Source organism: Nitrosococcus halophilus Nc 4 (assembly GCF_000024725.1).
Lineage (GTDB): Bacteria > Pseudomonadota > Gammaproteobacteria > Nitrosococcales > Nitrosococcaceae > Nitrosococcus > Nitrosococcus halophilus.
The window spans coordinates 1,106,945-1,130,520 of sequence record NC_013960.1; the positions used below are offsets into that span (position 1 = coordinate 1,106,945).

The window sequence follows — 23,576 nt, forward strand, 5'->3', positions numbered from 1 at the left end:
AACCCCATGGTTAAAACCTAGGACAGGTTTCAAGATAAATCAATAGAACATGAAAAAAATATGCATGTTTTTTGACAGACTTCAAATTATTCGATTCATCTTCTTTTAATTTTCTCTAGATCATCGGCCTTTTTCTTAAACTTATTTTGGCGAGCGATAAAATAAGGGCACAAAGAGCATGCCAGCGGCGAAACCGCTTAGGTGCACCTCCCATGCCACGGTTTCTTGCTGGGCATTGGTAAATATTCCATATATAAGCTGCAGTCCATACCAGAATATAAGCACCCATTCTGCCGGTACTCGGCCCAGAGCAGGATAGAGGCCCCGTAGATAGATCACAACGATTCTGGAGTGGGGAAATAATCGGAGATAAGCACCTAATATTGCCGAGATGGCACCGCTTGCACCAATTATAGGGTTTTGAGAGGTAGGGTTGAGAAGGATATACGGCATTATTGATATAATTCCGCACAGAAAATAAAAAAGGATAAAGCGAACGTGTCCAGTGGCATCTTCGATTGTTTTTCCAAAGATCCAGAAAAATAGTAGATTACTGGCTAGGTGCCACACATCGGCGTGGAGAAACATGGAGGTGATGGGAGTGAGCTCAACGGGTATTGGACTGCCGACTAATTCCACTTTATGAAGAAAGAATATTGGAGTAACCGCAAAACTGTAGATAGCCCGAGCGGCTTCTTTTGGCTCCAATGAAAGTTCCCACCAAAAGACTAGGATACAAGTGACTATGAGGCCAATGGTAATGACCGGTCGAATCGAAGTTGGATTAGGGTTTCTTACTGGAAACATAGTGTCAAGTTATTTGAGGAAAAACAGATCCTTGTATCTTAGCTCAATATGAAGCTATTGGCTCTCGATACTTCGACGGAAGCCTGTTCTGCAGCGCTGCTGGTGGCAGATCACATCCATGAGCGTTTTGTGGTCACTCCTCAAGGGCATTCGGATCTTATTTTAAGTATGCTAGAGGCGTTATTGGCAGAAGCAGACATATCCCTGAACGCTGTTGATGCACTCGCTTTCGGCCAGGGTCCTGGGTCTTTTACTGGTGTACGGATTGGTGTGGGGGTGGCGCAAGGGATTGCTTTTGCCCATGACTTACCCGTATTGCCCGTTTCTTCTCTGGCAGCCCTAGCCCAGTCTTGTGGGGCAAAGAAGGTTCTGGCGGCTATCGATGCCCGGATGGGTGAAGTTTACTGGGGTGCCTATGAGCGAGGGGCGGATGGTCTGGTTAAATTGGCGGGAGTCGAGCAAGTCTGCGCTCCCGAGGTAGTTCCTTTGGTGGCAGGGGAGCGTTGGTTTGGAGCAGGTACCGGCTGGGGAGCTTATAAGGATAAGCTGTGCGAGCGTTTGGGAGGGATAGTGGCTGGCTGGGAGGCAGAATGCTATCCCCGCGCTAGCGCAACAGCCCAGCTAGGTGCTGCGGCTTTTGCCCGAAATGAAGCAGTGATGGCAGAACAGGCATTACCCGTCTATCTTCGGAATAATGTGGCGAAAAAACCTGTAAAGCCAGTATGAAGGATTATCTTATGGTACCGTAACAAAAGGGTACCTAAGAAGTCTTAAACAAATAAATTACTGTGTTATCAAAAATGTCATCTGTTTGAGGCGTATAGATAGTTCCATGCATGCAACCCTACCCTTATTGCAAGCCACGGATTTTCCAGCCCTGAGGCGTAAACATCTAGAAACATTGCAGGTTAACCTCGGTTATCGTTGCAACCAGCAGTGTGTCCATTGCCATGTCAGCGCTGGCCCGAAGCGTAAAGAAGTCATGGTTCGGGAAACCATTGAGCAAGTTGTGGCGTTTTTGCAAATCTCCAGCGTAACTGCCTTAGACCTTACCGGCGGAGCACCAGAGCTTAATCCCCACTTTCGAGATCTCGTCACCAGGGCGCGGAGTTTGGGAGTCCGAGTCATTGATCGTTGCAATCTCACTATTCTTGAGGAGCCGGGCCAGGAAGATTTAGGCGAATTCCTAGCCGCCCAGGGAGTAGAAGTGGTGGCTTCATTGCCTTGTTACTTGGAAGAGAATGTCAATCGGCAACGGGGCCGAGGGGTGTTTGAGACCAGCATCCAGGCTTTACAGAAGCTCAATCGTTTGGGTTATGGTGACAAGGCTTCAGGGCTGGTACTCAATCTCGTGTATAACCCCCAGGGTGCGACTTTACCGCCGCCCCAAAAGGGGCTAGAAGCGGAATATAAGCACCAGCTTTGTGAACGTTACGGGATTGTTTTTAACCATTTGTTTAGTTTGACTAATATGCCGATCCAGCGTTTTGGCAGCATGCTCGTTTCCAAGGGGCTGTTTAGAAAATATATGGCCCTGTTGCGAGAGGCTTACCAGGTAGAAAACCTAGAGTCGGTGATGTGTCGCAACCTTATTAGCGTTGATTGGCAAGGATATGTTTACGATTGCGATTTTAATCAGATGCTGGGTTTGCCGTTGGTCTATGCCGGCAAATCACCCATTCATCTTTCCCAACTCATGGAGTCGGGCACAAATTTAGAGGGCAATCCTATTGCCGTGGCCGATCATTGCTACGGTTGCAGCGCTGGACAGGGGAGCAGTTGCGGTGGCGCTTTAAGTTGATGGGATACCGGTAGGGACGAAAAGTCGATTACTTGAGCGACTATGCAGAAGAGGCAGTGCGGGATGTTGGAAGCGGGCTCAACGGAAGTGTGCACGGTTTTTATGCGAGAACTTTGAAGTCATTTTTATTCCTGATTTTGAAACGAAAAAGATGGCGTTGAAGGTTAAACGGAAGCTAAGAAAGAAATCGGTTCGCGCTATGTTAACGTGGTCCCATTATCGGTTTCGTCAGCGATTGTTATGGATGGCGAAAAAATGTGGGACCGTAGTCATTAGTACCGATGAGTCCTACACAAGTAAAACCGTTAATTGGACAGGTGAAGTCAATCATCAATTAGGTGGTGCGCGTGGGGTGAAAGGCTCGGACGGGAACAAGATGAAGCGCGACCACAATGGCGCTCTTGGGATTTATCTCAAGGGCTTTGTCGGATCGGACCTAGCAAATGCTAGCATTTGGTAGAGTTCCGCTACCAGAAAAGGATCAGTGCATAGATGTCGCAGCAAGCTAATGTGTTGGAACGGTATTCAGAAGGGGCTCAGGCGCACCAAACTGAGTTGTGCTGCGCAGTAGAGTATGATTCACGGTTGTTGCAGATACTGCCCCAGGAAATCATCGATAAGGACTATGGTTGTGGTGATCCTTCCCCCTATATTCGAGAAGGAGATGTCGTGCTCGATCTTGGCAGCGGTGGCGGTAAAATCTGCTATATGGCAGCGCAACTGGTGGGTGCCCAAGGGCGGGTGATAGGCCTAGACATGAACGACGATATGCTCGCCCTAGCCCAAAAATACCAAGCCGAGATGGCAGAACGGCTGGGTGGTGATCGGGTCGAATTTAAAAAGGGGTTGATCCAGGATCTGGCTTTAGACTTAGCCGCTGTAGATGCCTATTTGGCCGCAAACCCGGTGTCCAGGAGCCGAGATTTAGCCCGTCTAGAGGCTTTTAAGACCCAACAACGTAAGGAAAGTCCCCTAATCCCTGATGGTTCGGTGGATCTGGTCATTTCCAACTGCGTGCTGAATTTAGTGGATGATGGGGCAAAGGCGCAAATGGTTGCGGAAATCTTTCGGGTATTGCGTCCGGGCGGACGGGTGGCTATTTCCGATGTCATTAGCGATGAGGCCGTTCCCCAGCACTTACGTGATGATCCGAAATTGTGGTCCGGCTGTATTTCTGGGGCCTTCCAGGAGAAAGAATTCCTAGATGCTTTCCTGGCCGCGGGCTTTGTTGCGGTGAGCTACGATAAATGGGAGGCTGAACCTTGGCAGGTGGTGGAGGGCATCGAGTTTCGTTCGGCGACTCTGACTGCGGTTAAGCCTGAAGGCTCCGAATGCATGGATGTGGGCCAGGCAGTCATTTATAGGGGACCTTATACCCAAGTCTCTGATGAAGAAGGCCACGTTTTTCCGCGGGGAGAACGTATCGCGGTGTGTGAGCGCACCTTTCGGTTCCTGACTACCGGTCCTTATAAGGATGATTTTATTGGGATTTCGCCGGCCGTCCCCCAGGAACCGGTGACCTGGTGTGCGCCTGCGGGGACTCGGCGCCCACCACAAGAAACCAAAGGCGGGATCCACCGGGGAGGTTCCTGGGTAGAATCAGGTTGTTGTAGCTAAAAGCCCTGGGCCGCAAACGCCAAAAATGATGGCCTATTTAGTTGCTAACAGCAAGGTTTAACAGCGCTTTGAGTTCATAGAGTTTCTTTAAGGCTTGCCGGGGACTGAGCTCGTCTGGGTCCAAATCCTGTAAGATCTGAACAACAGGATGATCCGCAGGTGTTGCAAATAGGTCGAGTTGGGCTTCGCCCCCATCGGCCGGCTTTTGCCGGGCGTGATTCTCTAATTCCACGAGCCGTTGCTGCGCTTGGGCAATGACTTCCTGGGGAACGCCAGCCAATGCGGCCACTTGGAGGCCATAGCTTTGGTTGGCAGGACCCTCTTTCACTGCATGGAGAAAAACAATACGTTCCTTATGCTCAGTTGCTGTGAGATGAAGGTTAGCCACCCCAGGAAAATGCTCAGGGAGGCTAGTCAGTTCAAAATAATGGGTTGCAAATAGAGTCAGGGAATGCACCGTGCAGGCAAGGTGGGAAGCCACGGCCCAGGCCAGGGATAGACCGTCGAAAGTGCTTGTGCCCCGGCCTATTTCATCCATCAGCACTAAGCTGTGCTCGGTGGCATTATGTAGAATGTTGGCGGTCTCAGTCATTTCCACCATAAAAGTGGAGCGTCCCCCGGCAAGATCATCGGCGGCGCCGATGCGGGTGAACATTCGGTCAATAGGGCCAATCACCGCGCAGCGGGCTGGAACAAAGCTGCCAATATGGGCGAGTAGGACAATTAAGGCCGTTTGGCGCATGTAAGTGGATTTTCCCCCCATATTAGGACCAGTAATGATTAACATCTGTCGTTCTTCATGGAGGGTTAGATCATTGGGCACAAAAGGGGCCTCCATAGTTTGCTCTACCACTGGGTGGCGGCCCCCTTCGATCCGGATCCCCGGCTGATCGCTCAACACGGGGGCCACATATTCCAGGGTTTCGGCCCGTTCAGCCAGGTTATTCAGCACATCCAATTCCGCCAAGGCACTGGCACAAACCTGTAAAGCCGGGAGCGGATTGGCCAATTGCTCAAGCAATTCTTCATAAAGGGCTTTTTCCCGCGCCAGCGCCCGTTCTCGGGCACTTAACACCTTATCCTCAAAGCCTTTCAGTTCCGGGGTGATATAGCGTTCAGCCCCCTTTAAGGTCTGGCGGCGAGTATAGTCAGGAGGGGCTTTATGGGCTTGAGTGCGAGGGATCTCAATATAGTAGCCATGGATCTTATTATAGCCTACCTTAAGGGTCGACAGTCCTGTGCGCTCCCGTTCCCGTTGCTCCAGTTCCACTAAAAACTGCCCGGCGTTGTCACTCAGATGCCGCAACTCATCCAGTTTAGAGTCGAAGCCGGGGGCAATCACTCCTCCCTCTTGGATGAGTACCGGAGGATTTTCGCAGATGGCTCGTTGCAGCAGCTGATAGAGTTCTGGAAAGGGGCCTAGATCCTGCCGCAGTAACTGAAGCTGGGGACTATCGAGGGGGAATAGGGGGGCTTGAATTTCAGGTAATAATCCCAGAGACTGGCGTAATTGAACAAGATCTCGTGGGCGGGCTGAACGCAAGGCTACCCGGGAGAGAATTCGCTCAATATCGCCAATTCCCCGAAGTAGCTTTTGTAGAGCAGCACTCAATCCTGTTTCCAGGAGGGTGGCGATCGCCTGTTGACGCTGCTTGAGTAGAGTTTGGTCCCGCAGGGGCCGATGGAGATAGCGCCGTAGCAGGCGGCTGCCCATAGCGGTTGCCGTTCGGTCCAGCACTGCAATCAGGGTATGGCTGGAATGACCACTCAAGCTTTCTTCTAATTCCAGGTTGCGCCGCGTGCTGGGATCAAGGATAACGCTAGTTTCCTGGGACTCTACCTGGAGTTTTTGGATATGGGGAAGCCGAGTCCGCTGGGTATCGTGGAGATATTGCAGCAGGCATCCTGCAGCGGCGATAGCGGTTTTTAGGTCCTCGCAGCCAAAGCCGGCTAGATCCTGGGTCCCGAATTGCTGGCAAAGTTGGCGTTGGGCGCTCTCCGTATCAAAATACCAGGGAGGTAAAGGCCGTGCCACCGGAGCTGCTTGAGGATCGGCCAGGGTGAGCGTTAGCTCCTCGCTGACCAAAAGTTCCGCCGGACGGATGCGGGCCAGTTCGCTGGCGGCTGCTGCTTCGTTATCCACTTCTAGAATGCTAAAACGCCCGCTACAAAGATCAAGCACGGCAAATCCAAAAACCTCTCCTTGCCGCTGGAGAGCGGCAAGCAAATTATCCTGGCGGGCCTCCAACAGGACTTCATCGGTTACTGTTCCCGGGGTAACCACCCGCACTACCTGGCGTTCTATAGGACCTTTGCTTTTGGCGGGGTCACCTATCTGCTCACAGATGGCCACTGACTCTCCCTGACGGACTAGTTTTACCAAATAGGAATCGAGGGCATGGTAGGGGATTCCCGCCATGGGAATGGGGGCGCCCGCTGACTGGCCACGGCTAGTGAGGGCAATATCCAGTAGTTCTGCCGCACGTCGAGCGTCCTCATAGAACAGCTCATAGAAGTCACCCATACGGTAAAGTAGAAGGGTGTGGGGATAGTCTGCCTTAATCCGCAGGTACTGTTGCATCATGGGAGTATGGGGTTTTTGCAGGCCATTCGCTGACATAGACAGACCTTTGCAGTCGGTAGTGAGTTGGCAAATATCGCTGAATTAAAGATTCCGCCTCTTGGGCAGGGGCAGATTAAAATCTCAGTTTGCGGGAAGAAATTTATTGGATATTGTTGTTATAGCGGCATTGATTATAGCAAGCATATCCTGGACGATAGCAAGCACTTGTTAGGGAGTAGCGGCGACCGTATTTTGGCGACTAGCCTTAGATCATGTCATCGCAGGACATTTGCTAGATAGATTGGTATAACTATCTTTGAAATGAAGCTAAAGATGTTACCCCAGCAGCTTGGAAAGGTCTTACAAGCACGCGGCTTGAAGGTGGTCACTGCCGAGTCTTGCACGGGTGGATGGGTAGCAAAGGCCATCACCGATATTGCCGGGAGTTCAGCTTGGTTTGAACGGGGTTTTGTGACCTATAGCAATGAAGCTAAACAGGAGATGCTTGAAGTTAGCACGGAAACGCTGGTGCATTTTGGCGCGGTAAGCGAAGCCACTGTCAAGGAAATGGCAAGGGAGGCGTTGGCTCACAGTCGTGCCGGGATCAGCGTTGCCGTCAGCGGGATTGCCGGACCCGGGGGGGGATCTCCAGAAAAGCCCGTCGGAACGGTCTGGTTTGCTTGGGCATTGAAGACGGGGGGCGAGTGGACCGCTCGGGAAGGTTTTCCAGGGGACCGCAATGCGGTGCGGCAGCAATCAGTGGAGCGGGCTTTGCGAGGGTTATTGGATGTCCTTGAACAGTCCAACTGAAACCCAGCGTTTGTTTTTTGCCCTCTGGCCTGAACAGGCGTTGCAGGAGTCCTTGGCTCGAATTGCCCGGCAGGTATTGGGTAAGCAGGGGAAACGGGTTCGCCCTGAGAATCTGCACTTGACTTTGGTTTTTTTGGGGAGTATGACGGCGCAACAGCGTGCCTGTGCCGAAGCGGTGGCCGATACTATTGTGGGGAGCCCCTTTACGCTACAGCTGGAGCAGATAGGGCATTGGCCCCGCCCACGGGTAGTTTGGTGTGCTGCCGAGGAGACGCCGGAGCCCTTGATAGAGCTGGTGAAACAATTGAATCAAGGGCTGACGGCATGTGGTTATCAGCCCGAGACTCGGCCTTACCGGGCCCATATGACTCTGGCGCGTAAGGTGGCCGGGCGTTTTCCCACCACTCGGGTGGCGCCCCTGGTCTGGCAGGTTGACCATTTTTGTCTGGTGCAGTCAGTGACCCATCCTAGTGGGGTTCAGTACCAAGTGTTGCGTACTTGGCCTTTAGTGATATGAACCAATTAATTCGCTACCCGCGGACTAGGATGTCCTAGCCAGACTATGGGATAATTTTTATTTAAAGGCATAGGCTTGTACGCTGCGAAAAATTAGAGGTCAAGCAATGGACGAAAACCGGAAAAAAGCGCTGGGAGCTGCCCTTTCACAGATTGAGAAGCAATTTGGCAAAGGCGCGGTAATGCGTCTCGGTGATGCTAACACCGTACGCGGGGTCGAGGTGATCTCTACCGGCTCTCTAGGGCTTGATATTGCCCTCGGGGTGGGAGGGTTGCCACGAGGCCGTGTGGTTGAAATCTTTGGGCCAGAGGCCTCAGGCAAGACGACTTTAGCGCTACAAGTCGTCGCAGAAGCTCAGAAGGTGGGAGGGACGGCGGCTTTTGTGGACGCTGAACACGCCCTGGATCCTCAGTATGCTGAGAAATTGGGGGTTAATGTTGATGACCTTCTTGTTTCCCAACCGGATACGGGGGAGCAAGCGCTAGAGATTGCCGATATGTTGGTCCGTTCAGGGGCAGTGGATGTGGTTGTGATAGACTCGGTAGCCGCTTTGACTCCCAAAGCGGAGATTGAGGGGGAAATGGGCGACTCCCATGTAGGCTTGCAAGCCAGGTTGATGTCTCAGGCCCTGCGCAAACTTACCGCGAATATCAAGCGCTCCAATACACTGGTTGTCTTTATTAACCAGATTCGAATGAAAATTGGGGTGATGTTTGGTAGCCCGGAGACGACCACCGGTGGTAATGCGCTCAAATTTTATGCTTCTGTGCGTTTGGATATTCGTCGAGTGGGTTCCCTCAAAAAAGGGGAGGAGATCGTTGGTAACGAAACCCGGGTGAAGATTGTTAAGAACAAGGTGGCGCCGCCTTTCAAACAGATCTCCTTCGACATCCTTTATGGGAGCGGAGTTTCTCGGGAAGGAGAGATTATCGATCTGGGTGTTCAGGAAGGGCTTGTCCAAAAGACAGGCGCTTGGTACAGCTATAATGGGGATCGGATTGGTCAAGGCAGGGATAATGTGCGTCAATTTCTCAAGGAACACCAAGAACTCGCCCAGGGCATTGAAGCCAGTATCCGGGAGAAGCTCTTGCCGAGCAAAGCGGCATTGGCAGAGGCCGAGGAGGTAGAAGCCTGACTGTTCATATGGGCGATAATGGTGCAGTAAAAGTTCGAAGCCTAATGTTGGAGATGCTGGCGCGGCGGGAGCACTCCAGTTGGGAATTACAACGTAAACTTACCGTCCGGGGATATCAAGCTAATTTAATTGAGGCCGTGCTGGCAGAGCTTGGGCGGGATAACTTACAAAGCGATCAACGCTTTGCCGAAAGTTATATTCGTTCGCGGGCGGAACGTGGTTTTGGACCCCGCCGTATCGCGGCCGAACTCAAGGAGCGGGGTATCAGCGAGGCCTTGATTGCCGATGGCCTCATTCAGGAAAGAAATTGGGATAGCCAAGCGATGAAAGCCCGGAGCAAGCGCTTTGGACAAGCACTTCCCAGCAGTTTTGGGGAACGGGCCCGGCAGATGCGTTTTCTGCAGTACCGGGGATTTACCCAGGAACAGATTAATCGCGCGTTAAGCGGAATAGATGACTGAGGCGCTTAGCCTAAGCAATCGATCATGAAAAGCAGTGCTGAACTTCGAAAAATATTCCTCGATTATTTTCGCCACCAGGGCCATGAGATTGTCCCCAGTAGTCCCTTAGTCCCCGCTAATGATCCGACGTTGCTTTTCACCAATGCGGGCATGGTTCAGTTCAAAGATGTTTTCCTGGGTCGAGAAACCCGCGCTTATCGCCGCGCTGCCAGTGCCCAGCGTTGTGTCCGTGCCGGGGGCAAGCATAATGACCTTGAAAATGTGGGGTATACTGCTCGCCATCATACCTTTTTTGAGATGCTGGGCAATTTCAGTTTTGGGGACTACTTTAAGCGCGAGGCCATTGGCTATGGGTGGGCGTTGTTGACCGAAGTGCTGAAGTTACCACCTGAGCGGTTGTGGATTACGGTTTTTGAGGATGATGATGAAGCGGCCAATATTTGGTTAAAGGAGATTGGCGTTAGCCCTGAGCGCTTTGCCCGCTGTGGTGCCGAAGACAACTTCTGGTCCATGGGAGATACGGGACCCTGTGGCCCTTCTTCGGAGATCTTCTATGATCACGGATCTGGCATTGCGGGAGGTCCTCCTGGTAGCCCGGAGCAGGAGGGTGACCGGTATACTGAGATTTGGAATCTGGTTTTCATGCAGTATGACCGGAATAAGGAAGGCCACCTTTCCCCCTTGCCCAAGCCTTCCGTTGATACGGGGATGGGTTTGGAACGGTTGGCGGCAGTGATGCAAGGAGTCCATGATAATTACGACATCGATTTGTTCCGTAATTTAATCACCGCGATTACTGCCCTTTCGGGCATTCAAAACCAAGAGCCGACCTCCTTGCGAGTGATTGCCGACCATATTCGCTCCTGTGCCTTTTTGATTGTTGATGGCGTGCAGCCCTCCAATGAGGGGCGAGGTTATGTCCTGCGCCGCATCATCCGCCGAGCCATTCGGCATGGGCACAAGCTAGGCTTACGTGACCCTTTCTTCTATCAGTTAGTGCAGCCGTTGGCCGTAGAAATGGGGGAAGCCTATCCTGAGTTGCCCCAGGCCCAGAGCCGAGTAGAGCGGATGCTGAAATTGGAAGAGGAACGTTTTAATGAGACGTTAGACCAGGGACTCAAAATTCTGGAGCAAGATATTGAGAATCTATCGGGTCAGGTGATTCCTGGGGAAACGGTATTTCGGCTCTACGATACTTTTGGTTTCCCTGTGGATTTGACTGCCGATATTGCTCGGGAGCGAGGCCTTACGCTGGATATGAGGGGGTTTGAGCACGCCATGGCCAAGCAGCGTGAGCGGGCCCGCGCCGCTAGTCGCTTCAAGATCGAGTATGGACCTGACCTCCAGCTAGATCTGGAAACAGAATTTATTGGTTACGAGCATCTGCGTGGTGAAGGCCAAGTGACCGCCCTATTCCGGGTGGCTGAGACCACAGAGGCTGTGGAACAACTAAGCGCCGGTGAAAAGGGAATTGTGGTGCTTGACCGGACCCCGTTCTATGCTGAAGCGGGCGGGCAAGTGGGAGACCAGGGAACGTTGCGTGCTCCCGGTGGATTATTCAATGTGACGGATACCCAGAAGCAGGGAGCCGCATATGCGCACCTAGGCGAAGTCCGCTTAGGCGAGCTACGGGTTGGCGACTTAATTCAAGCCGAAGTGGAGCGAGCACACCGGGCTCCCACGAGGCTTAACCATTCGGCCACGCATCTTCTACATGCGTCGCTGCGGCAGGTACTGGGGGAGCACGTCGCCCAGAAAGGCTCTCTAGTGACTGCCGATCGGCTGCGATTTGATTTTTCCCATTTCGAAGCGCTAGAACCAGAACAGTTGCGTCAAATTGAGCGCTTGGTCAATGCCCAAATTAGGGCAGATTTACCGGTAGAAACGCAGATTATGCCTCTGCAGGAGGCTCTGGATGCTGGAGTTGTGGCCTTGTTTGGTGAAAAATACGGCGAGCAAGTGCGGGTTTTGCGCATGGGAAATTTCTCTGTAGAGTTGTGTGGAGGTACCCATGTGGATCGTACCGGCAATATTGGTCTCTTTAAGATTATTAATGAAACGGGTATTGCTGCCGGAATTCGCCGGATTGAGGCGGTTACCGGGGAAGCGGCGCTACGCTGGGTAGAAGAGAATGAGGCCCGCTTGGAAGCGGTTGCAGGTCTACTCAAGGCCTCGCGGGAGTCGGTGATTGACAAGCTTGAATTGTTGCAGCAGCAGGCCCGTCAGCAGGAGAAGGAAATACAGAGTCTCAAGGCTCGGCTGGCCAGCGCGGGAGGGTCGGATCTAAGTGCTCAGGCCCAAGAAATCCAAGGTGTTAAAGTTTTGGCAGCCCGGATTGACGGGGTCGATATCAAAACCTTGCGTAATACGGCCGATCAACTCAAAAGTAAGCTTGCCACCGCCGCCATTGTGCTAGGTACAGTGGTGGAAGGTAAGGTGGTTTTGATTGCAGGGGTGACTAAAAATGCCATTAACCAGATTAAGGCTGGAGATCTGGTTAACTTTGTAGCTGAACAGGTGGGAGGCCGAGGTGGGGGGCGCCCGGATATGGCCCAGGCAGGGGGTAAGGATCCAGATAAGTTGGATGCCGCCCTTAAATCAGTTCCGGAGTGGGTAGAGAGTCATCTAAAATCTAAAGGGCAGTAAACCCTAACCCTTTTATTTGAGGCCTTCTAGGGGATGATCTTTGGGGTAAATTAATAACTATTCGTTATATTGAGGTAAATGACTTTAATTGTTCAAAAATTTGGTGGTACCTCCGTCGGGACTCTCGAGCGCATCGAGGCGGTTGCTGAGAAACTTGTAGCGTCCCGGCGGAAAGGGCAGGACCTCGTTGTGGTGGTCTCGGCCATGAGTGGTGAGACTAACCGCTTGTTGGCTTTGGCTCATGAGATTGATCCTCAGCCCAATCCCCGAGAGTTAGATGTTCTGCTTTCTACGGGTGAGCAGGTGACCATTGCTTTGCTAAGCATCGCCATTGAACAGCGCGGTATTCCAGCCCGCTCCTATACCGGGGCCCAGGTACATATCCGCACCGATAGCGCCTATAACAAAGCACGTATCCAGGAAGTTGATGCCAAACGTATCCGCGATGACTTAAGCCATGGGCGAATCGTGGTTGTGGCTGGTTTTCAAGGGGTGGATGAAAAAGGCAATATTACTACCCTGGGGCGGGGAGGTTCAGATACGACTGCGGTGGCCCTGACAGCAGCTCTTGGAGCAGATGAGTGCCAAATTTATACCGATGTCGACGGCGTTTACACGACCGACCCCCGGGTAGTTCCTGAAGCCCGGCGGTTAGATCATCTGACCTACGAAGAAATGCTTGAACTGGCTAGTCTCGGTGCCAAGGTTTTGCAGATTCGTTCAGTTGAGTTTGCTAGTAAATACCAGGTACCCTTGAGGGTATTGTCATCATTTGAAAGCGGGGAGGGTACTCTGATTACAGCCGAGGTAGAGGGAATGGAAGAGCCGCTAATTTCTGGAATTGCCTTCAATCGCGATGAAGCTAAGTTAACTATTCTTGGAGTCCCCGACAAGCCAGGGGTTGCCTATCATATTCTTGGCCCTATCTCTGATGCCAACATTGGGGTGGATATGATCATTCAAAATGTGGGCCGGGATGGTACGACAGATTTTACCTTTACAGTACATCGTAATGATTACCGTAAAGCCCTTGAGATCTTGCGCGAAGCTTCCCGGAATCTGGGCGCTCGTGAGGTAAGGGGGGATGATAAGATTGCGAAGATTTCGGTGGTAGGGGTAGGCATGCGCTCCCATGCTGGCATTGCCAGCACTATGTTTCACACTTTAGCGCAAGAAGGTATTAATATTCAGATGATTTCAACCTCTGAGATTAAAATTTCAGTGGTTGTCGATGAAAAATACCTAGAACTTGGGGTACGGGCCCTGCATTCGGCATTTGAATTGGAAAAGACACCAGGTAGAATACCCTCATCCCTTTAAGGATAGTTTCATGGTCTAATATAAGTGAGTCAAATTGGTTTAGAGAGAAACTATTCAAACATAACGCTATATATTACAATTTGGTAAAAGCATAATAACAGCGTGTGCAGCAGGTAGGGAGGCGCGACACGAGCAGAAAAGCGGGATATAAGTTATTAGGCAAGAACCCTATTATGCCTAGTCCATCATCCCGGTATGGAGGCTGCGAAACCATGGACCCACTCGAGTGGGCCCATTTTTGAGAAGAGGAGAAGGGACCTATGTTAATTTTGACTCGACGCGTCGGCGAAGCCCTGATGATTGGGGATCACGTCACGGTAACTGTGCTAGGTGTAAAGGGCAACCAGGTGCGGATTGGCGTGACAGCGCCAAAAGAAGTTACTGTCCACCGGGAAGAGATTTATGCGCGTATCCAGCGCGAGAAGGAACAGGCTAATGGTAAGGGGCAAGCTACCGAGTCAGAGCTCACAGAAGCGGCACTCCAGGCTACACCCGCTATTTCTGGAGGCAGTGAATAACTGTTATCATTGATACTTAAAGTTAAAGGTAGATTTTTTCCGGAGAGATGGCCGAGAGGCTGAAGGCGCTCCCCTGCTAAGGGAGTATGGGGTTAGTAGCTCCATCGAGGGTTCGAATCCCTCTCTCTCCGCCATTTTTAGCGTAGTTATGATAATATTTCATACTGCGCAGTTGCGCTGTTGAAGTCGCTTGCGAATATGGCGAGTTAGGCGAATCCAGCGCGAGGTTTTTTTTAGCCTTGATCAGCGTAGGGCTTGCGTATTGAAATTTTTTTCAAATTCCGCATAATAAGCTCTTTGTTTCGCGCGCCCGTAGCTCAGTTGGATAGAGTACCTGGCTACGAACTAGGGGGTCGGAGGTTCGAATCCTTCCGGGCGCGCCATAATTCATAGCTAAAACAACACATTACACCATTATTGTTGAGGGATTATTTTCCTCAAAATAGTTAATGTGGACGTTTTGCGAACGCCCCAGTCCTCAATTCTCCGTACCGCATCTATAAGTTCGGCTAATTCCGGTGCAGAATAATGGGTGGTGATGTCCTTGTTCCGGTGACCGAGCAACATTTTCCGGGTTTCTAGCGGGGCACCGGCGGCCCGCAACCTGCGCCCAAAGGTGTGTTTGAGGTCGTGCACCCGGACATGCTCGCTCAAGGGCCTGCCTGAGGCCATCGAGGCGGTGTTTCCACAGGCCCAGGTTCAGCTGTGCATCGTGCACAAGGTGCGCGGCTCGCTGAAGTATGTCCCCTGGAAACAGCGCCGGGCCGTGGCGGCCGACCTGCGGGCCATCTATGGCGCCGCGACCCTGGCCGAGGCCGAACAGGCCCTAGAGCGCTTCTCAGCGCGTTGGGATGAGACATGTCCGGCCATCAGCCCCAGTTGGCGGGCCGATTGGTCACGGCTGACGGTCTTCTTTGATTACCCACCCCAGATCCGGCGAGCCATTTATACCACCAACGCCATCGAATCCTTGAACTATTCACTACGAAAAGTCTTGAAAAACCGGGGCGCTTTTCCCACGGATGAAGCCATTTTCAAGGTGCTCTATCTGGCCCTGAACAATATCACCAAAAAATGGACTCAACCCATTCGGGACTGGAAGGCCGCCCTCAATCAATTCGTCATCCTCTTCGCTGAGCGGATGCCCAAGTGAAAATTAGTTACACAAAAAACTTGACACCCTCTATTCCGAATATTTCTTGTCTGATTTCTTCGTTAGCGGTATTCATCAACACACCCCCAACATATCCGGCCTATAGCCGTTGATCCGCTCCCTAAGGTCATGTTCGGCTTCTCTATCGGGCTCCTTGTCCTGCATTTCTTCCTCATCAACCATGGCCTCATGCAATTGGCCCAGGATGTAGCTTCCGAAAAGCGTGGGAATCTCAGCTAGATTAGCCAGTTGCTCAACGCTTAAGTCGCCCAACACGCCGTACACTAGGGCGGGATTCTCCCGCATCCACTGCTGGAGTTTTCTAGCTTCCTGGTAGGGCACTAATCGAGATTGCTGCTCCTGTAGCGTGGCGCATTTGTTGGCCAAATGCACAGCGCAATAGGACTCTTTCATGGCATGCATATTCCTTTGGCGGGCTTCGCTCAGTCCCTCGGAGAGGAGCCGTTGGATTCTTTCGTTTCGGGTTTTGGTTGACATAAATCTGCCTCCATGTCTTGCAGTAACTTTTTCATGCGCTGGATGTGCAGCGTCATGGCATTTTGTGTCATCACCAAACGGGCCGCCAAGCAGCCGATCATGGCCTCGCTATTGGGGTTAAGCTCGCGGGCCTCATGGATGACTTGTTTGCATCGTTGCTTGAAAGTGGGTGAGCCTTCTTTTTCCATTGTTTTTCTTTTCGTGCACTCCCCTGGGTGTTTGGTTAGTGGGGGTTGCGGGTTAATCAGCGTGTTCTTGCCTGCGTGTCTGCGAATTTCTACGCCGCCGCAACCTAAACGCTTTGCCCTTAATGTGTCCCCTGTGGGGCATTTGGGGCGTCGATGGGGAGAGATTACAACCAATAGTTGCCTAATGTAAAAAACAGATAGTTGTATTTTTTTGGAAAGCGACAACCATCCCTCAGCCACTGCCGTAGGGGTAGCTAGTGAATATTTAGCAGGACATTGGCGGGCTCCCTCTAGCCGTTGTCGGGCCGGAAAGGGAGGGGGGTTAGCACTTATTATCTCTTTAGGTGATATTTTTATTGAATATATTATCACTTAATAAGATAATAAAGGCATGTACACAGTGATTTATGAAAAATCAGCGCGAAAAATCTTGCAGCGCATGCCTCGGGAGATGGCTATAAAAATAAATGAGGCATTTAAAAAGCTAGCGCTTGATCCGGCGCGGACGGATGTAGATATCAAGCCGATGATTGGGCGCGAGGGTTATCGTTTAAAGATGGGCGGCTGGAGGGCTATCTACCATATAGATAGAAACCGTCTGATAATATCAGTGATAAAGATTGGGCCGAGAGGAGATGTCTACAAATGACTGCTCAAGTAATTAAACGAGGTGAAAGGCCGGAATGGGCCGTTATCCCATACGAAGAATATTTGGAATTGCTGGAAAAAGCAGAAATGGTAGAAGATACCATTGCTCTTGAACGGGCGATTGCTGCGCCCGATGATGAGGGTGTGCCACAGGATATTGTCGAGAGGCTCTTAGAAGGCGAGAACCCGATCAAGGTATGGCGAACCTATCGCGGCCTGACCCAACACGATCTGGCGGAGCAAGCAGGATTAAGCCAGTCCTATCTAGCGATGATGGAGAAAGGAGAAAGGGAGGGGACTGTCAAAGCGCTCAAGCGGATCGCTAAGGCGCTCAACGTTGATATCGACGATCTTGTGGATATGCATGACGAGGAGCCCGCGTAAAGCGGGCTAAAAACGCAGTACAATTTTTATGCGGCTTGTTTCACTAAATGTTCTGCGGCAGATCTAGCATTTTCAGTCCTGAAAAAATGAATGCCTTCAAAGCGGGCTATTTCATCTACCAACTCAATAGCTTCTTTTAAGCCGTGTTTCCGCACCCTGATGAGTAGACAAAAGGATTTTTAGCCTCCAAATTAGCTTTTCTATTTTAGCTGAGCCAAGGGAGGAAGGGGGCATGGCCGAAGCATACCAGAGCCAGACTTTAGACCATTTAGGGTTAGTGGCCTCAATGTTTGATGAATTGGGTCTGGGCGAGGGTTTGGATGAACAGATCCCGCAGGATCGAGAGCAGCGAAAAGTCTCGGTAGGTCAAGCGGTGAAAGCCCTGGTGCTCAATGGGCTAGGGTTTGTTAATCAACGGCTTTATCTGGTGCCGCGTTTTTTTGAGAACAAGCCTACCGAGCGACTGATGGGTCCGGGGGTGGAACCGGCCCATTTAAATGACGACACCCTGGGACGTGCCTTGGACACATTGTATGCCCATGATGTGACCGCTCTGTATGCGGTACTGAGTGCTCAGGCGGCAAAGCGGCTAGGATTAGAGGGCCGCTTTGGGCAGCTGGATAGCACGAGTTTTCATGTCGATGGAGACTATAACAGCGCCGAGGAACCGCAAGCCAGGGTCATTCATATTACCCGGGGCTACAGCCGTGATCACCGCCCCGACCTTAATCAAGTGGTGCTGAACTTGATGACCGAACACCAGGCAGGATTACCCCTTTTCATGCAGCCGCTCAATGGCAACAGCGAAGATAAGGCCCAGTTTAAGCAAGTGGTCGAAGCCCACCTAGAGCAACTTTGCCAGGCCAGCCCCCTTGAATACCTGGTCGCCGATAGTGCCTTGTACACCCAAGCCACGCTCCAAAGTCTGGGTGAGCGCAAGTGGATCACCCGGGTGCCCGCCACCTTGAAAGAAGCACAGAGGGTGCTGACCTCCACCCCCTCAGAGCCCATGAACGTCCTGGATGAGGATTATCGCTACCAAGAACGGGTCTCCACCTACGCCGACATCGAACAGCGTTGGTTGCTGGTCGAATCCACGCCGGCCCGCCAGCGGGCACTGAAGACCGTTAACCGCCAGGTGTTGAAAGAAAGCGGCAAAGAAGCCCAGGATTTCCAGCGCCTTTGCCAACAAACGTTTGCCTGCTCCAGCGATGCCCAACAGGCGCTCGAACAGTTTCAAGCCACCCTCAAGTTCACCACCGTAGAGGAAGGCGCCGTTGAAGCGCTTCCCGCTTATGACAAGCCAGGACGACCGGCGACCGGACAACCTCCCACCACGGTCCGCTTTCGCCTGCGCGGAGCACTGGCCTCAGCTCCCCAGACCCGCGAAGCGCTGCTCACCCGCAAAAGTCGCTTTATTGTGGCCACCAACGAACTCGATGCCCACCAACTCCCACCGGCTGAACTGCTGACCGCTTACAAGCAACAGAGCCAAGTAGAGCGTGGCTTTCGCTTTATGAAGGACCCCTTGTTTCTCGCCTCTTCGCTGTTTCTCAAATCCCCTCAGCGTATTATGGCCCTGATGATGGTCATGACCTTGTCTCTGCTCGTCTACGCCGCCCTGGAGTATCGGATGCGCCAGGCCCTCACCCAACATCAACAGACTTTCCCCGACCAAAAAGGTCAACCCACTTCCAAACCTACTGCCCGTTGGGTCTTTCAGTGCTTTGTCGGCATCCATGTATTAATTGTGCAACAGAGCCAGACCTACGTCCTCAATCTCCACGACCACCACCGAGGCCTCTTGGCGATCTTAGGTCCCCCTTATGAAACCCTTTATTCTTGAAAATCCACTATAGGGGTGCGGAATGTCGGTTTAAGCGTTTGATAGAATTTTCAGATAATGTTGGATCTTCTAGAGAAGGGGTTCCTACTATAAGCTCAAACTGCTCTGGTTTAACCAATATTTGTGATTTCTTTAATGTTTCTAAATCCAATAATCTTGCTTTGATTATATTCAAAGAAGCTGACAGGCGTGTTGGCGCTAGCAGCCCAAAGTTAGAAGCATATCTTTCATTTAAAAAACCAAAAGTTGTAAGAATCTATGATTCGCTGATTTTAATTCTTCTACGGAAGTATTTTGTTAAATCTGTATTAATAGCACGGGTTTCTTTTAAAACCCTTCGGGACCATTGATCACTATAATTTTTTGGCTCTTGGTCATCTTCGTCGCGTTCAGCTTCTAGTGCAAGAGTGCCAAGGATTGCAGAGAATCTAATAGCCTGCCTAAACAGGCCTTTAATATCATGATCTGCACCACTTACGGGATTTCCCAGTATTACTCCATCAAAGGGAGGTACCCAATCATCTAGATTTCCATGATTTTTGATATGGGTGTTTAAAGATTTGATGATCCAATTGATCATGCTCTGAAAATGATCCGATTTAGAACCATATAAACAATTGATTAACTCACTCCGAATGGCTTGAATTACTTGGCGCTCACCATCACAGGATAAGGCGGCTACGGCAACTGTTACTCTTTCACCGGACCCCACTATTGGCTCCAAATATACTGGAGCCCAGGTTCCCTTATACTGGGGAGATTCTGGGAATAACTTTTCCATCATATTCAGGTGGTGCTCAAAAAGTAATGCTTTGAGTTTGTGAAAACAGAGCGACTCCGTTGTAATAGGAAGCGACCAAACTTTCTTCACAAGGAGTCGCTCTGATGAACAACTTGCGTTGCCCACGTTGCGAATTATCGCACATTAAGAAAAACGGTCGCACCCACTACAGTAAACAAAATCACGCCTGTCTGAACTGCGGGCGGCAGTTTGTGGCCGACGCCCATCGTATTGACGAGACCACGCGCGCCTTGGTTAAAAAATTGCTGCTAGAGCGGCTGTCGTTGCGAGGCATTTGTCGGGTACTGGAGGTGAGTTTGACGTGGTTGCTGCAGTTTATCGATGAGCTATACGCGCACTTGCCTGATGACCTGGGTGTTCAATCGGTCTCACCCGATCGGGCCATTGAGATGTTTTGTTTAGAAGTCCAAGCCGATGAATTATGGAGCTTTGTTGGCTGTAAAGCGAACAAGCAATGGCTCTGGCTGGCGCTCGATCCCTGCTCGCGCCAAGTATTGGCCTTCTATGTTGGTGACCGCTCACGGGACAGTGCCCGTGAGCTGTGGCTACGCCTTCCGGCAAGCTATCGCAAATACGCCACTTTTTCCACTGACGACTGGGAGGCCTATCGGGGCACTATTCCCCCAGCGCAGCATCAAGTGTGTCCCAAGGGCTCGGGGCAAACCAATGCCATCGAACGGTTTAACTGCACCTTGCGTCAGCGCGTCTCGCGCTTGGTTCGTCAAACCCTTTCATTTTCGAAAAAACTGGCCAACCACATCGGGGCAATCAAATTCTTTATTTGTCATTACAACCAAGAAGTTATACGACAACCCTGAGCAGCATTACTTTTTGAGCACTACCACTTTTTTAACATATGCAATTTTTATTTCTTCGTGAGTTTTAACATGGGCCTTCCAAGTGGGGTTAACATTTAAGTCTTCGAAATTATGAGCACCTGGTAGCATCAATCCGATTTCCACTTGCTCTATTGATACTAATATCCCCCTATTGCTTTGTAAATTCTTATTTAAGTGCTGATCCCCCTCACCACCCGCCCTCGGCGTTTCTGTGGATGTTCAATACCCCCCCGGCTCAATACCCCATATCCTCAGCATGGTTCAGGAGCCTCTGGTTTAGACGCTTCAAAAACCCCAAAGTTAAAAATGGATTGCTGCCCGCTTCTCCCGCCCAGCCCGTGACGGGGCGCTTTCCTCTCTGGATGCCGACAAACGCAATGCCCACTAGGTCGCCACACTCTGCGCTCGCCGATGAAGATTTTCCAGGGCAGAGATAGTATCCGTTGATACGCTTTTGAACACGACTAATCCTTTCCTTTTCTTGGTTTTTTCTTGCTTGGTTTTCGTGGCGGAGTCTCGTCATCGAAGAATGGGCGGCTTCCACGTCTATCCAGTCCACTCCTGCGTTCGAAGTCCACTTCGTGAACATTCTGTCGGCGCTCCCCACCGCTGCGGCGTTCTTTGCGAGGTGGAGGGTAGATGCCTTCTTCCTTGACACCCAGTAGGGTCAGGATGGCTTGGACCTTTTCGGGTGGGGCCTGGGCAATGAGGTGGGCGAGCTGGAGGACGTGGGGGGAAAGACTTTGCTCATGCATTTCTTCTTTATCGCCATAACACATCGGCCCTTGACTGGTTAACAGCCATTCCCCTCTGACGCCGGTTCTCTGGGCAATACCCGCTATTCGTTTGGTATCTGGAATACTTTCCCCAGCCAACCACTTTCTAACGGCCTCCCTCGATACTCCGAACATTTTGGATACGCTAGCTATCCGATTTCGGCCTTGGGGTATTCCGGCATACGTCAAGGCTTTATCTAGCCGAGCGGCAAAATCCTTTTTCGATTGTTGAGTATTTACAACCATAGGTTGCAGTTTATTAGTTTGTTTTCCAATTATCAGTTGTTTAATGTTGGCAACTATTGGTTGTACATTTGTTTGCATGAAAACACCCATTCAAAAATCAATCGAGCTTGTTGGTAGCCAAACCGCCCTAGCGCGTTCATGTGGGGTGCGCTATCAGGCCGTTCAGAAATGGATCAAAAAGGGCCGTGTTCCCGCCGAGCGAGTGTTGGCCATCAAGCGCGCCACCAACGGTCGTGTCACCCGGTACGAGTTGAGGCCCGACCTCTATGGGGAGATGCCATATAAGAAGATCCCTTTGACAAAAGGCCGTTATGCCTTGATTGATGCTGATGATTACGAGCGCTTGGTCAATTATCGATGGCACGTAAGCGCTCTCGGGTATGCCGTTACTTGGATTCTCAAGGATGGACAGAAGGCTAAGGAGTACATGCACAGGATGATCCTTCAAGTACCCAAAGGATTTGTTACCGACCATATCAACGGCGACTTGCTTGATAACCGCAAGATCAACCTGCGCATTTGCTCTCAACAAGAGAACAGCAGAAATCAACGTGGATCTAGAAACAATCCATCTGGTTTTAAAGGTGTTTCCTTGAAGTCTGATACCGGTAAATGGAGAGCCAGAATCATGGTTGATCGCAAGGAAATCAACCTTGGTTGCTTCGAAAGCGCAGAAGAAGCGGCTGAAGCTTATAACGCAGCGGCAAGAAAGCATTTCGGCGACTACGCAAGGCTTAATCCTGTCAGTTCCGCACCCAAAGAAGACCAAGCCGCATGACTGCCACCTGCCGCCAATGCCTCCATGCCAAGCTCTGGCTCGTCCACGGTGGAATCTCCGTCGAGTGCCTGGCCAAAGGCGAGCGAGGTTATGCCTGGGACATTGAGCGGCAGTGTGGGCAGTTTGAAAGGCAGGCATCGCCATCTCCTGAAAAATCGTTTGGCAGGAGTAAAGCCCATGGATTCAGGGAATGACAGGGAATCAGAGGGGATTTATCACCGAGCCCGATCTGCTGCGTCGTATCTACATGACGCAACAGAACACCATTTCGGAGAAAACGGGCCTGAGCACCACTCAGGTCAACCGGATCGTGTCCGGGAAAGCGGGAATCGGCCTGGGCAAGGTGGTGCTTTTTCTCTACGCCCTAGGCTACGAGGTCATCGAGAGGGAAGGGGAAATGATCAGTGTGCCCAGGGAGGAATACGAGGCCATGCGCACGCTGGCGAGGAAGGCATTGGGATGAACAGATTATACCAATTTAATCAAAGAATGCAATTTATTAAGGCTTCAAGTGCTTGTTTAGACTGCATCTATACAATGCAAAATTACATGAAATTGGTATTACAACACCGCCATAGCCTTGGGGTGGCAATGCCGAGGCGTGCCACCGGGACCGTTTGGGCCTGGCGCCTCCTAACCAGGCCCGTTTTTTTGACGGGGGAATGAATGCCCATTCGAGCAGAAAACAAACAACGCTACCCGAAGGATTGGAAACTCAGAAGCCGCTTTATCCGCTTCTACCGGGCTAAGAACAAATGTGAGTGGTGCGGGGCGGAGAACTACAAGCCGCACCCCATCACCGGCAGCAAGGTGATATTGACCACTGCCCATGTTTACGACCACAGGCCAGAGGCGGCATCGCTGCTGAATCTGGCGGCGCTTTGTAATCGTTGTCATTTGAATCATGACAGAGAGAAGCATCAGCGTAATCGACAAATAAACAGGTTGCGGAATGCAGAAACCGCAGGGCAGATGTCGTTATTTAGCTTGCCTGGAGAGTGTGCTGGATGGGGTCTCCAAAATCCAAAGGAAGAAAAGAAGATCGGCGCAGGCCTGTTGAGGCTGAGGAGTATGTCACGGGCGGGCGGATTTTATTAGCGCTGCTGTTGGGCTGCGGATCGTTTTGGGCTGGGCTTTTGTGGCTGCTTTTGGGGTGAGAAAGATGGGAAAGAATTGAGTATTAAATTTTATGAAGATACATCGTCCCCGCTGTTGCGATGAAC

General features: G+C 51.3%; 26 protein-coding genes, 2 tRNA genes and 1 pseudogene. 22 read left to right on the top strand and 7 right to left on the bottom strand.

The window, feature by feature from the left end:
• Positions 1-141: 141 nt before the first annotated feature.
• Positions 142-708 (bottom strand): rhomboid family intramembrane serine protease, encoded by a 567-nt coding sequence (locus NHAL_RS05485; protein WP_238985449.1) that lies wholly within the window; start codon positions 706-708, stop codon positions 142-144.
• A 147-nt stretch (positions 709-855) separates the two neighbouring features.
• On the opposite strand from NHAL_RS05485, the gene tsaB reads away from it, so the two are divergent.
• From tsaB to NHAL_RS05505, 4 genes are all read left to right on the top strand, one after another.
• Positions 856-1,533, top strand: a complete 678-nt coding sequence (gene tsaB, locus NHAL_RS05490) for a tRNA (adenosine(37)-N6)-threonylcarbamoyltransferase complex dimerization subunit type 1 TsaB (protein WP_013032175.1) — start codon at positions 856-858, stop codon at positions 1,531-1,533.
• Positions 1,534-1,639: 106 nt separating this feature from the next.
• On the top strand, positions 1,640-2,608 hold the full coding sequence (gene arsS / locus NHAL_RS05495; RefSeq protein WP_013032176.1) for an arsenosugar biosynthesis radical SAM (seleno)protein ArsS: 969 nt from the start codon (positions 1,640-1,642) through the stop codon (positions 2,606-2,608).
• Between the two features lie 199 nt (positions 2,609-2,807).
• Complete coding sequence (locus NHAL_RS22405; RefSeq protein WP_420804793.1) at positions 2,808-3,068, top strand: zinc ribbon domain-containing protein; 261 nt, start codon at positions 2,808-2,810, stop codon at positions 3,066-3,068.
• A gap of 32 nt (positions 3,069-3,100) precedes the next feature.
• The gene (locus tag NHAL_RS05505) at positions 3,101-4,225 is read left to right on the top strand and encodes a methyltransferase domain-containing protein (protein ID WP_013032177.1); all 1,125 of its coding nucleotides are present in this window, start codon (positions 3,101-3,103) and stop codon (positions 4,223-4,225) included.
• 37 nt (positions 4,226-4,262) lie between these two features.
• Here NHAL_RS05505 and mutS read toward each other — a convergent pair whose 3' ends face one another.
• A complete protein-coding gene (mutS, locus tag NHAL_RS05510) occupies positions 4,263-6,845 on the bottom strand; it encodes a DNA mismatch repair protein MutS (protein WP_013032178.1) in 2,583 nt (860 codons plus the stop codon).
• Between the two features lie 264 nt (positions 6,846-7,109).
• Between mutS and pncC the strand changes: the two genes are divergently transcribed.
• From pncC to NHAL_RS05555, 9 genes are all read left to right on the top strand, one after another.
• Positions 7,110-7,598, top strand: a complete 489-nt coding sequence (gene pncC, locus NHAL_RS05515; protein WP_013032179.1) for a nicotinamide-nucleotide amidase — start codon at positions 7,110-7,112, stop codon at positions 7,596-7,598.
• Positions 7,576-8,115 (top strand): RNA 2',3'-cyclic phosphodiesterase, encoded by a 540-nt coding sequence (gene thpR, locus NHAL_RS05520; RefSeq protein WP_013032180.1) that lies wholly within the window; start codon positions 7,576-7,578, stop codon positions 8,113-8,115. The genes pncC and thpR overlap by 23 nt, the downstream gene beginning before the upstream one ends.
• A 106-nt stretch (positions 8,116-8,221) precedes the next feature.
• On the top strand, positions 8,222-9,250 hold the full coding sequence (gene recA, locus NHAL_RS05525; RefSeq protein ID WP_013032181.1) for a recombinase RecA: 1,029 nt from the start codon (positions 8,222-8,224) through the stop codon (positions 9,248-9,250).
• 8 nt (positions 9,251-9,258) lie between these two features.
• Positions 9,259-9,711: a regulatory protein RecX gene (locus NHAL_RS05530; RefSeq protein ID WP_013032182.1), complete on the top strand. Its 453-nt coding sequence runs from the start codon at positions 9,259-9,261 to the stop codon at positions 9,709-9,711.
• 24 nt (positions 9,712-9,735) lie between these two features.
• The gene (gene alaS, locus NHAL_RS05535; RefSeq protein ID WP_013032183.1) at positions 9,736-12,357 is read left to right on the top strand and encodes an alanine--tRNA ligase; all 2,622 of its coding nucleotides are present in this window, start codon (positions 9,736-9,738) and stop codon (positions 12,355-12,357) included.
• Positions 12,358-12,435: 78 nt separating this feature from the next.
• Positions 12,436-13,677: an aspartate kinase gene (locus tag NHAL_RS05540; protein ID WP_013032184.1), complete on the top strand. Its 1,242-nt coding sequence runs from the start codon at positions 12,436-12,438 to the stop codon at positions 13,675-13,677.
• A 260-nt stretch (positions 13,678-13,937) separates the two neighbouring features.
• Positions 13,938-14,195, top strand: a complete 258-nt coding sequence (gene csrA, locus NHAL_RS05545; RefSeq protein ID WP_013032185.1) for a carbon storage regulator CsrA — start codon at positions 13,938-13,940, stop codon at positions 14,193-14,195.
• Between the two features lie 41 nt (positions 14,196-14,236).
• Positions 14,237-14,329, top strand: a tRNA-Ser gene (locus NHAL_RS05550).
• A 172-nt stretch (positions 14,330-14,501) separates the two neighbouring features.
• Positions 14,502-14,578 (top strand) — tRNA-Arg (locus NHAL_RS05555).
• Positions 14,579-14,609: 31 nt separating this feature from the next.
• On the opposite strand, the gene NHAL_RS22410 is transcribed toward NHAL_RS05555, so the two are convergent.
• The gene (locus tag NHAL_RS22410) at positions 14,610-14,867 is read right to left on the bottom strand and encodes a tyrosine-type recombinase/integrase (RefSeq protein ID WP_083761361.1); all 258 of its coding nucleotides are present in this window, start codon (positions 14,865-14,867) and stop codon (positions 14,610-14,612) included.
• On the opposite strand from NHAL_RS22410, the pseudogene NHAL_RS05565 reads away from it, so the two are divergent.
• Positions 14,845-15,348 (top strand): annotated as a pseudogene (locus NHAL_RS05565) (IS256 family transposase); the annotation flags it as partial. The gene NHAL_RS22410 and the pseudogene NHAL_RS05565 sit on opposite strands and share 23 nt — an antisense overlap.
• A 75-nt stretch (positions 15,349-15,423) precedes the next feature.
• On the opposite strand, the gene NHAL_RS05570 reads toward NHAL_RS05565, so the two are convergent.
• Together NHAL_RS05570 and NHAL_RS20940 are read right to left on the bottom strand one after the other, a co-directional pair.
• Complete coding sequence (locus NHAL_RS05570) at positions 15,424-15,846, bottom strand: hypothetical protein (protein ID WP_013032186.1); 423 nt, start codon at positions 15,844-15,846, stop codon at positions 15,424-15,426.
• Complete coding sequence (locus tag NHAL_RS20940) at positions 15,792-16,034, bottom strand: hypothetical protein (RefSeq protein ID WP_013032187.1); 243 nt, start codon at positions 16,032-16,034, stop codon at positions 15,792-15,794. Before NHAL_RS20940 ends, NHAL_RS05570 begins: the two co-directional genes overlap by 55 nt.
• 391 nt (positions 16,035-16,425) lie before the next feature.
• On the opposite strand from NHAL_RS20940, the gene NHAL_RS05580 reads away from it, so the two are divergent.
• The 3 genes from NHAL_RS05580 (at position 16,426) to NHAL_RS05590 (ending at position 18,912) form a co-directional block, all read left to right on the top strand.
• Positions 16,426-16,683, top strand: coding sequence for a type II toxin-antitoxin system RelE family toxin (locus NHAL_RS05580; protein WP_013032188.1), 258 nt, complete (start codon positions 16,426-16,428; stop codon positions 16,681-16,683).
• Complete coding sequence (locus tag NHAL_RS05585; RefSeq protein WP_013032189.1) at positions 16,680-17,066, top strand: helix-turn-helix domain-containing protein; 387 nt, start codon at positions 16,680-16,682, stop codon at positions 17,064-17,066. Before NHAL_RS05580 ends, NHAL_RS05585 begins: the two co-directional genes overlap by 4 nt.
• 232 nt (positions 17,067-17,298) lie before the next feature.
• Positions 17,299-18,912: an IS1634 family transposase gene (locus NHAL_RS05590; RefSeq protein ID WP_013032190.1), complete on the top strand. Its 1,614-nt coding sequence runs from the start codon at positions 17,299-17,301 to the stop codon at positions 18,910-18,912.
• Positions 18,913-19,168: 256 nt separating this feature from the next.
• Here the strand turns inward: NHAL_RS05590 and NHAL_RS05595 are convergent, their stop codons facing one another.
• Complete coding sequence (locus tag NHAL_RS05595; protein WP_157862484.1) at positions 19,169-19,783, bottom strand: hypothetical protein; 615 nt, start codon at positions 19,781-19,783, stop codon at positions 19,169-19,171.
• A gap of 23 nt (positions 19,784-19,806) precedes the next feature.
• Between NHAL_RS05595 and NHAL_RS05600 the strand changes: the two genes are divergently transcribed.
• Positions 19,807-20,532 carry an IS1 family transposase gene (locus tag NHAL_RS05600; protein ID WP_083761436.1) on the top strand — a complete coding sequence of 242 codons (726 nt, stop codon included), beginning with the start codon at positions 19,807-19,809 and terminating at the stop codon, positions 20,530-20,532.
• Between the two features lie 485 nt (positions 20,533-21,017).
• Here NHAL_RS05600 and NHAL_RS19695 read toward each other — a convergent pair whose 3' ends face one another.
• Positions 21,018-21,575: a helix-turn-helix domain-containing protein gene (locus NHAL_RS19695; RefSeq protein WP_157862485.1), complete on the bottom strand. Its 558-nt coding sequence runs from the start codon at positions 21,573-21,575 to the stop codon at positions 21,018-21,020.
• A gap of 76 nt (positions 21,576-21,651) precedes the next feature.
• Between NHAL_RS19695 and NHAL_RS22415 the strand changes: the two genes are divergently transcribed.
• The 4 genes from NHAL_RS22415 to NHAL_RS05630 all read left to right on the top strand — a co-directional run bounded on the left by NHAL_RS22415 (position 21,652) and on the right by NHAL_RS05630 (position 23,451).
• Positions 21,652-22,353 (top strand): Cro/CI family transcriptional regulator, encoded by a 702-nt coding sequence (locus tag NHAL_RS22415; RefSeq protein ID WP_049780588.1) that lies wholly within the window; start codon positions 21,652-21,654, stop codon positions 22,351-22,353.
• The gene (locus NHAL_RS05615; RefSeq protein WP_041354669.1) at positions 22,350-22,547 is read left to right on the top strand and encodes a hypothetical protein; all 198 of its coding nucleotides are present in this window, start codon (positions 22,350-22,352) and stop codon (positions 22,545-22,547) included. Before NHAL_RS22415 ends, NHAL_RS05615 begins: the two co-directional genes overlap by 4 nt.
• Positions 22,544-22,816, top strand: coding sequence for a transcriptional regulator (locus NHAL_RS05620; protein WP_013032195.1), 273 nt, complete (start codon positions 22,544-22,546; stop codon positions 22,814-22,816). The genes NHAL_RS05615 and NHAL_RS05620 overlap by 4 nt, the downstream gene beginning before the upstream one ends.
• A 203-nt stretch (positions 22,817-23,019) precedes the next feature.
• Positions 23,020-23,451 carry a hypothetical protein gene (locus tag NHAL_RS05630; protein WP_013032197.1) on the top strand — a complete coding sequence of 144 codons (432 nt, stop codon included), beginning with the start codon at positions 23,020-23,022 and terminating at the stop codon, positions 23,449-23,451.
• The last annotated feature ends 125 nt before the right edge of the window (positions 23,452-23,576 follow it).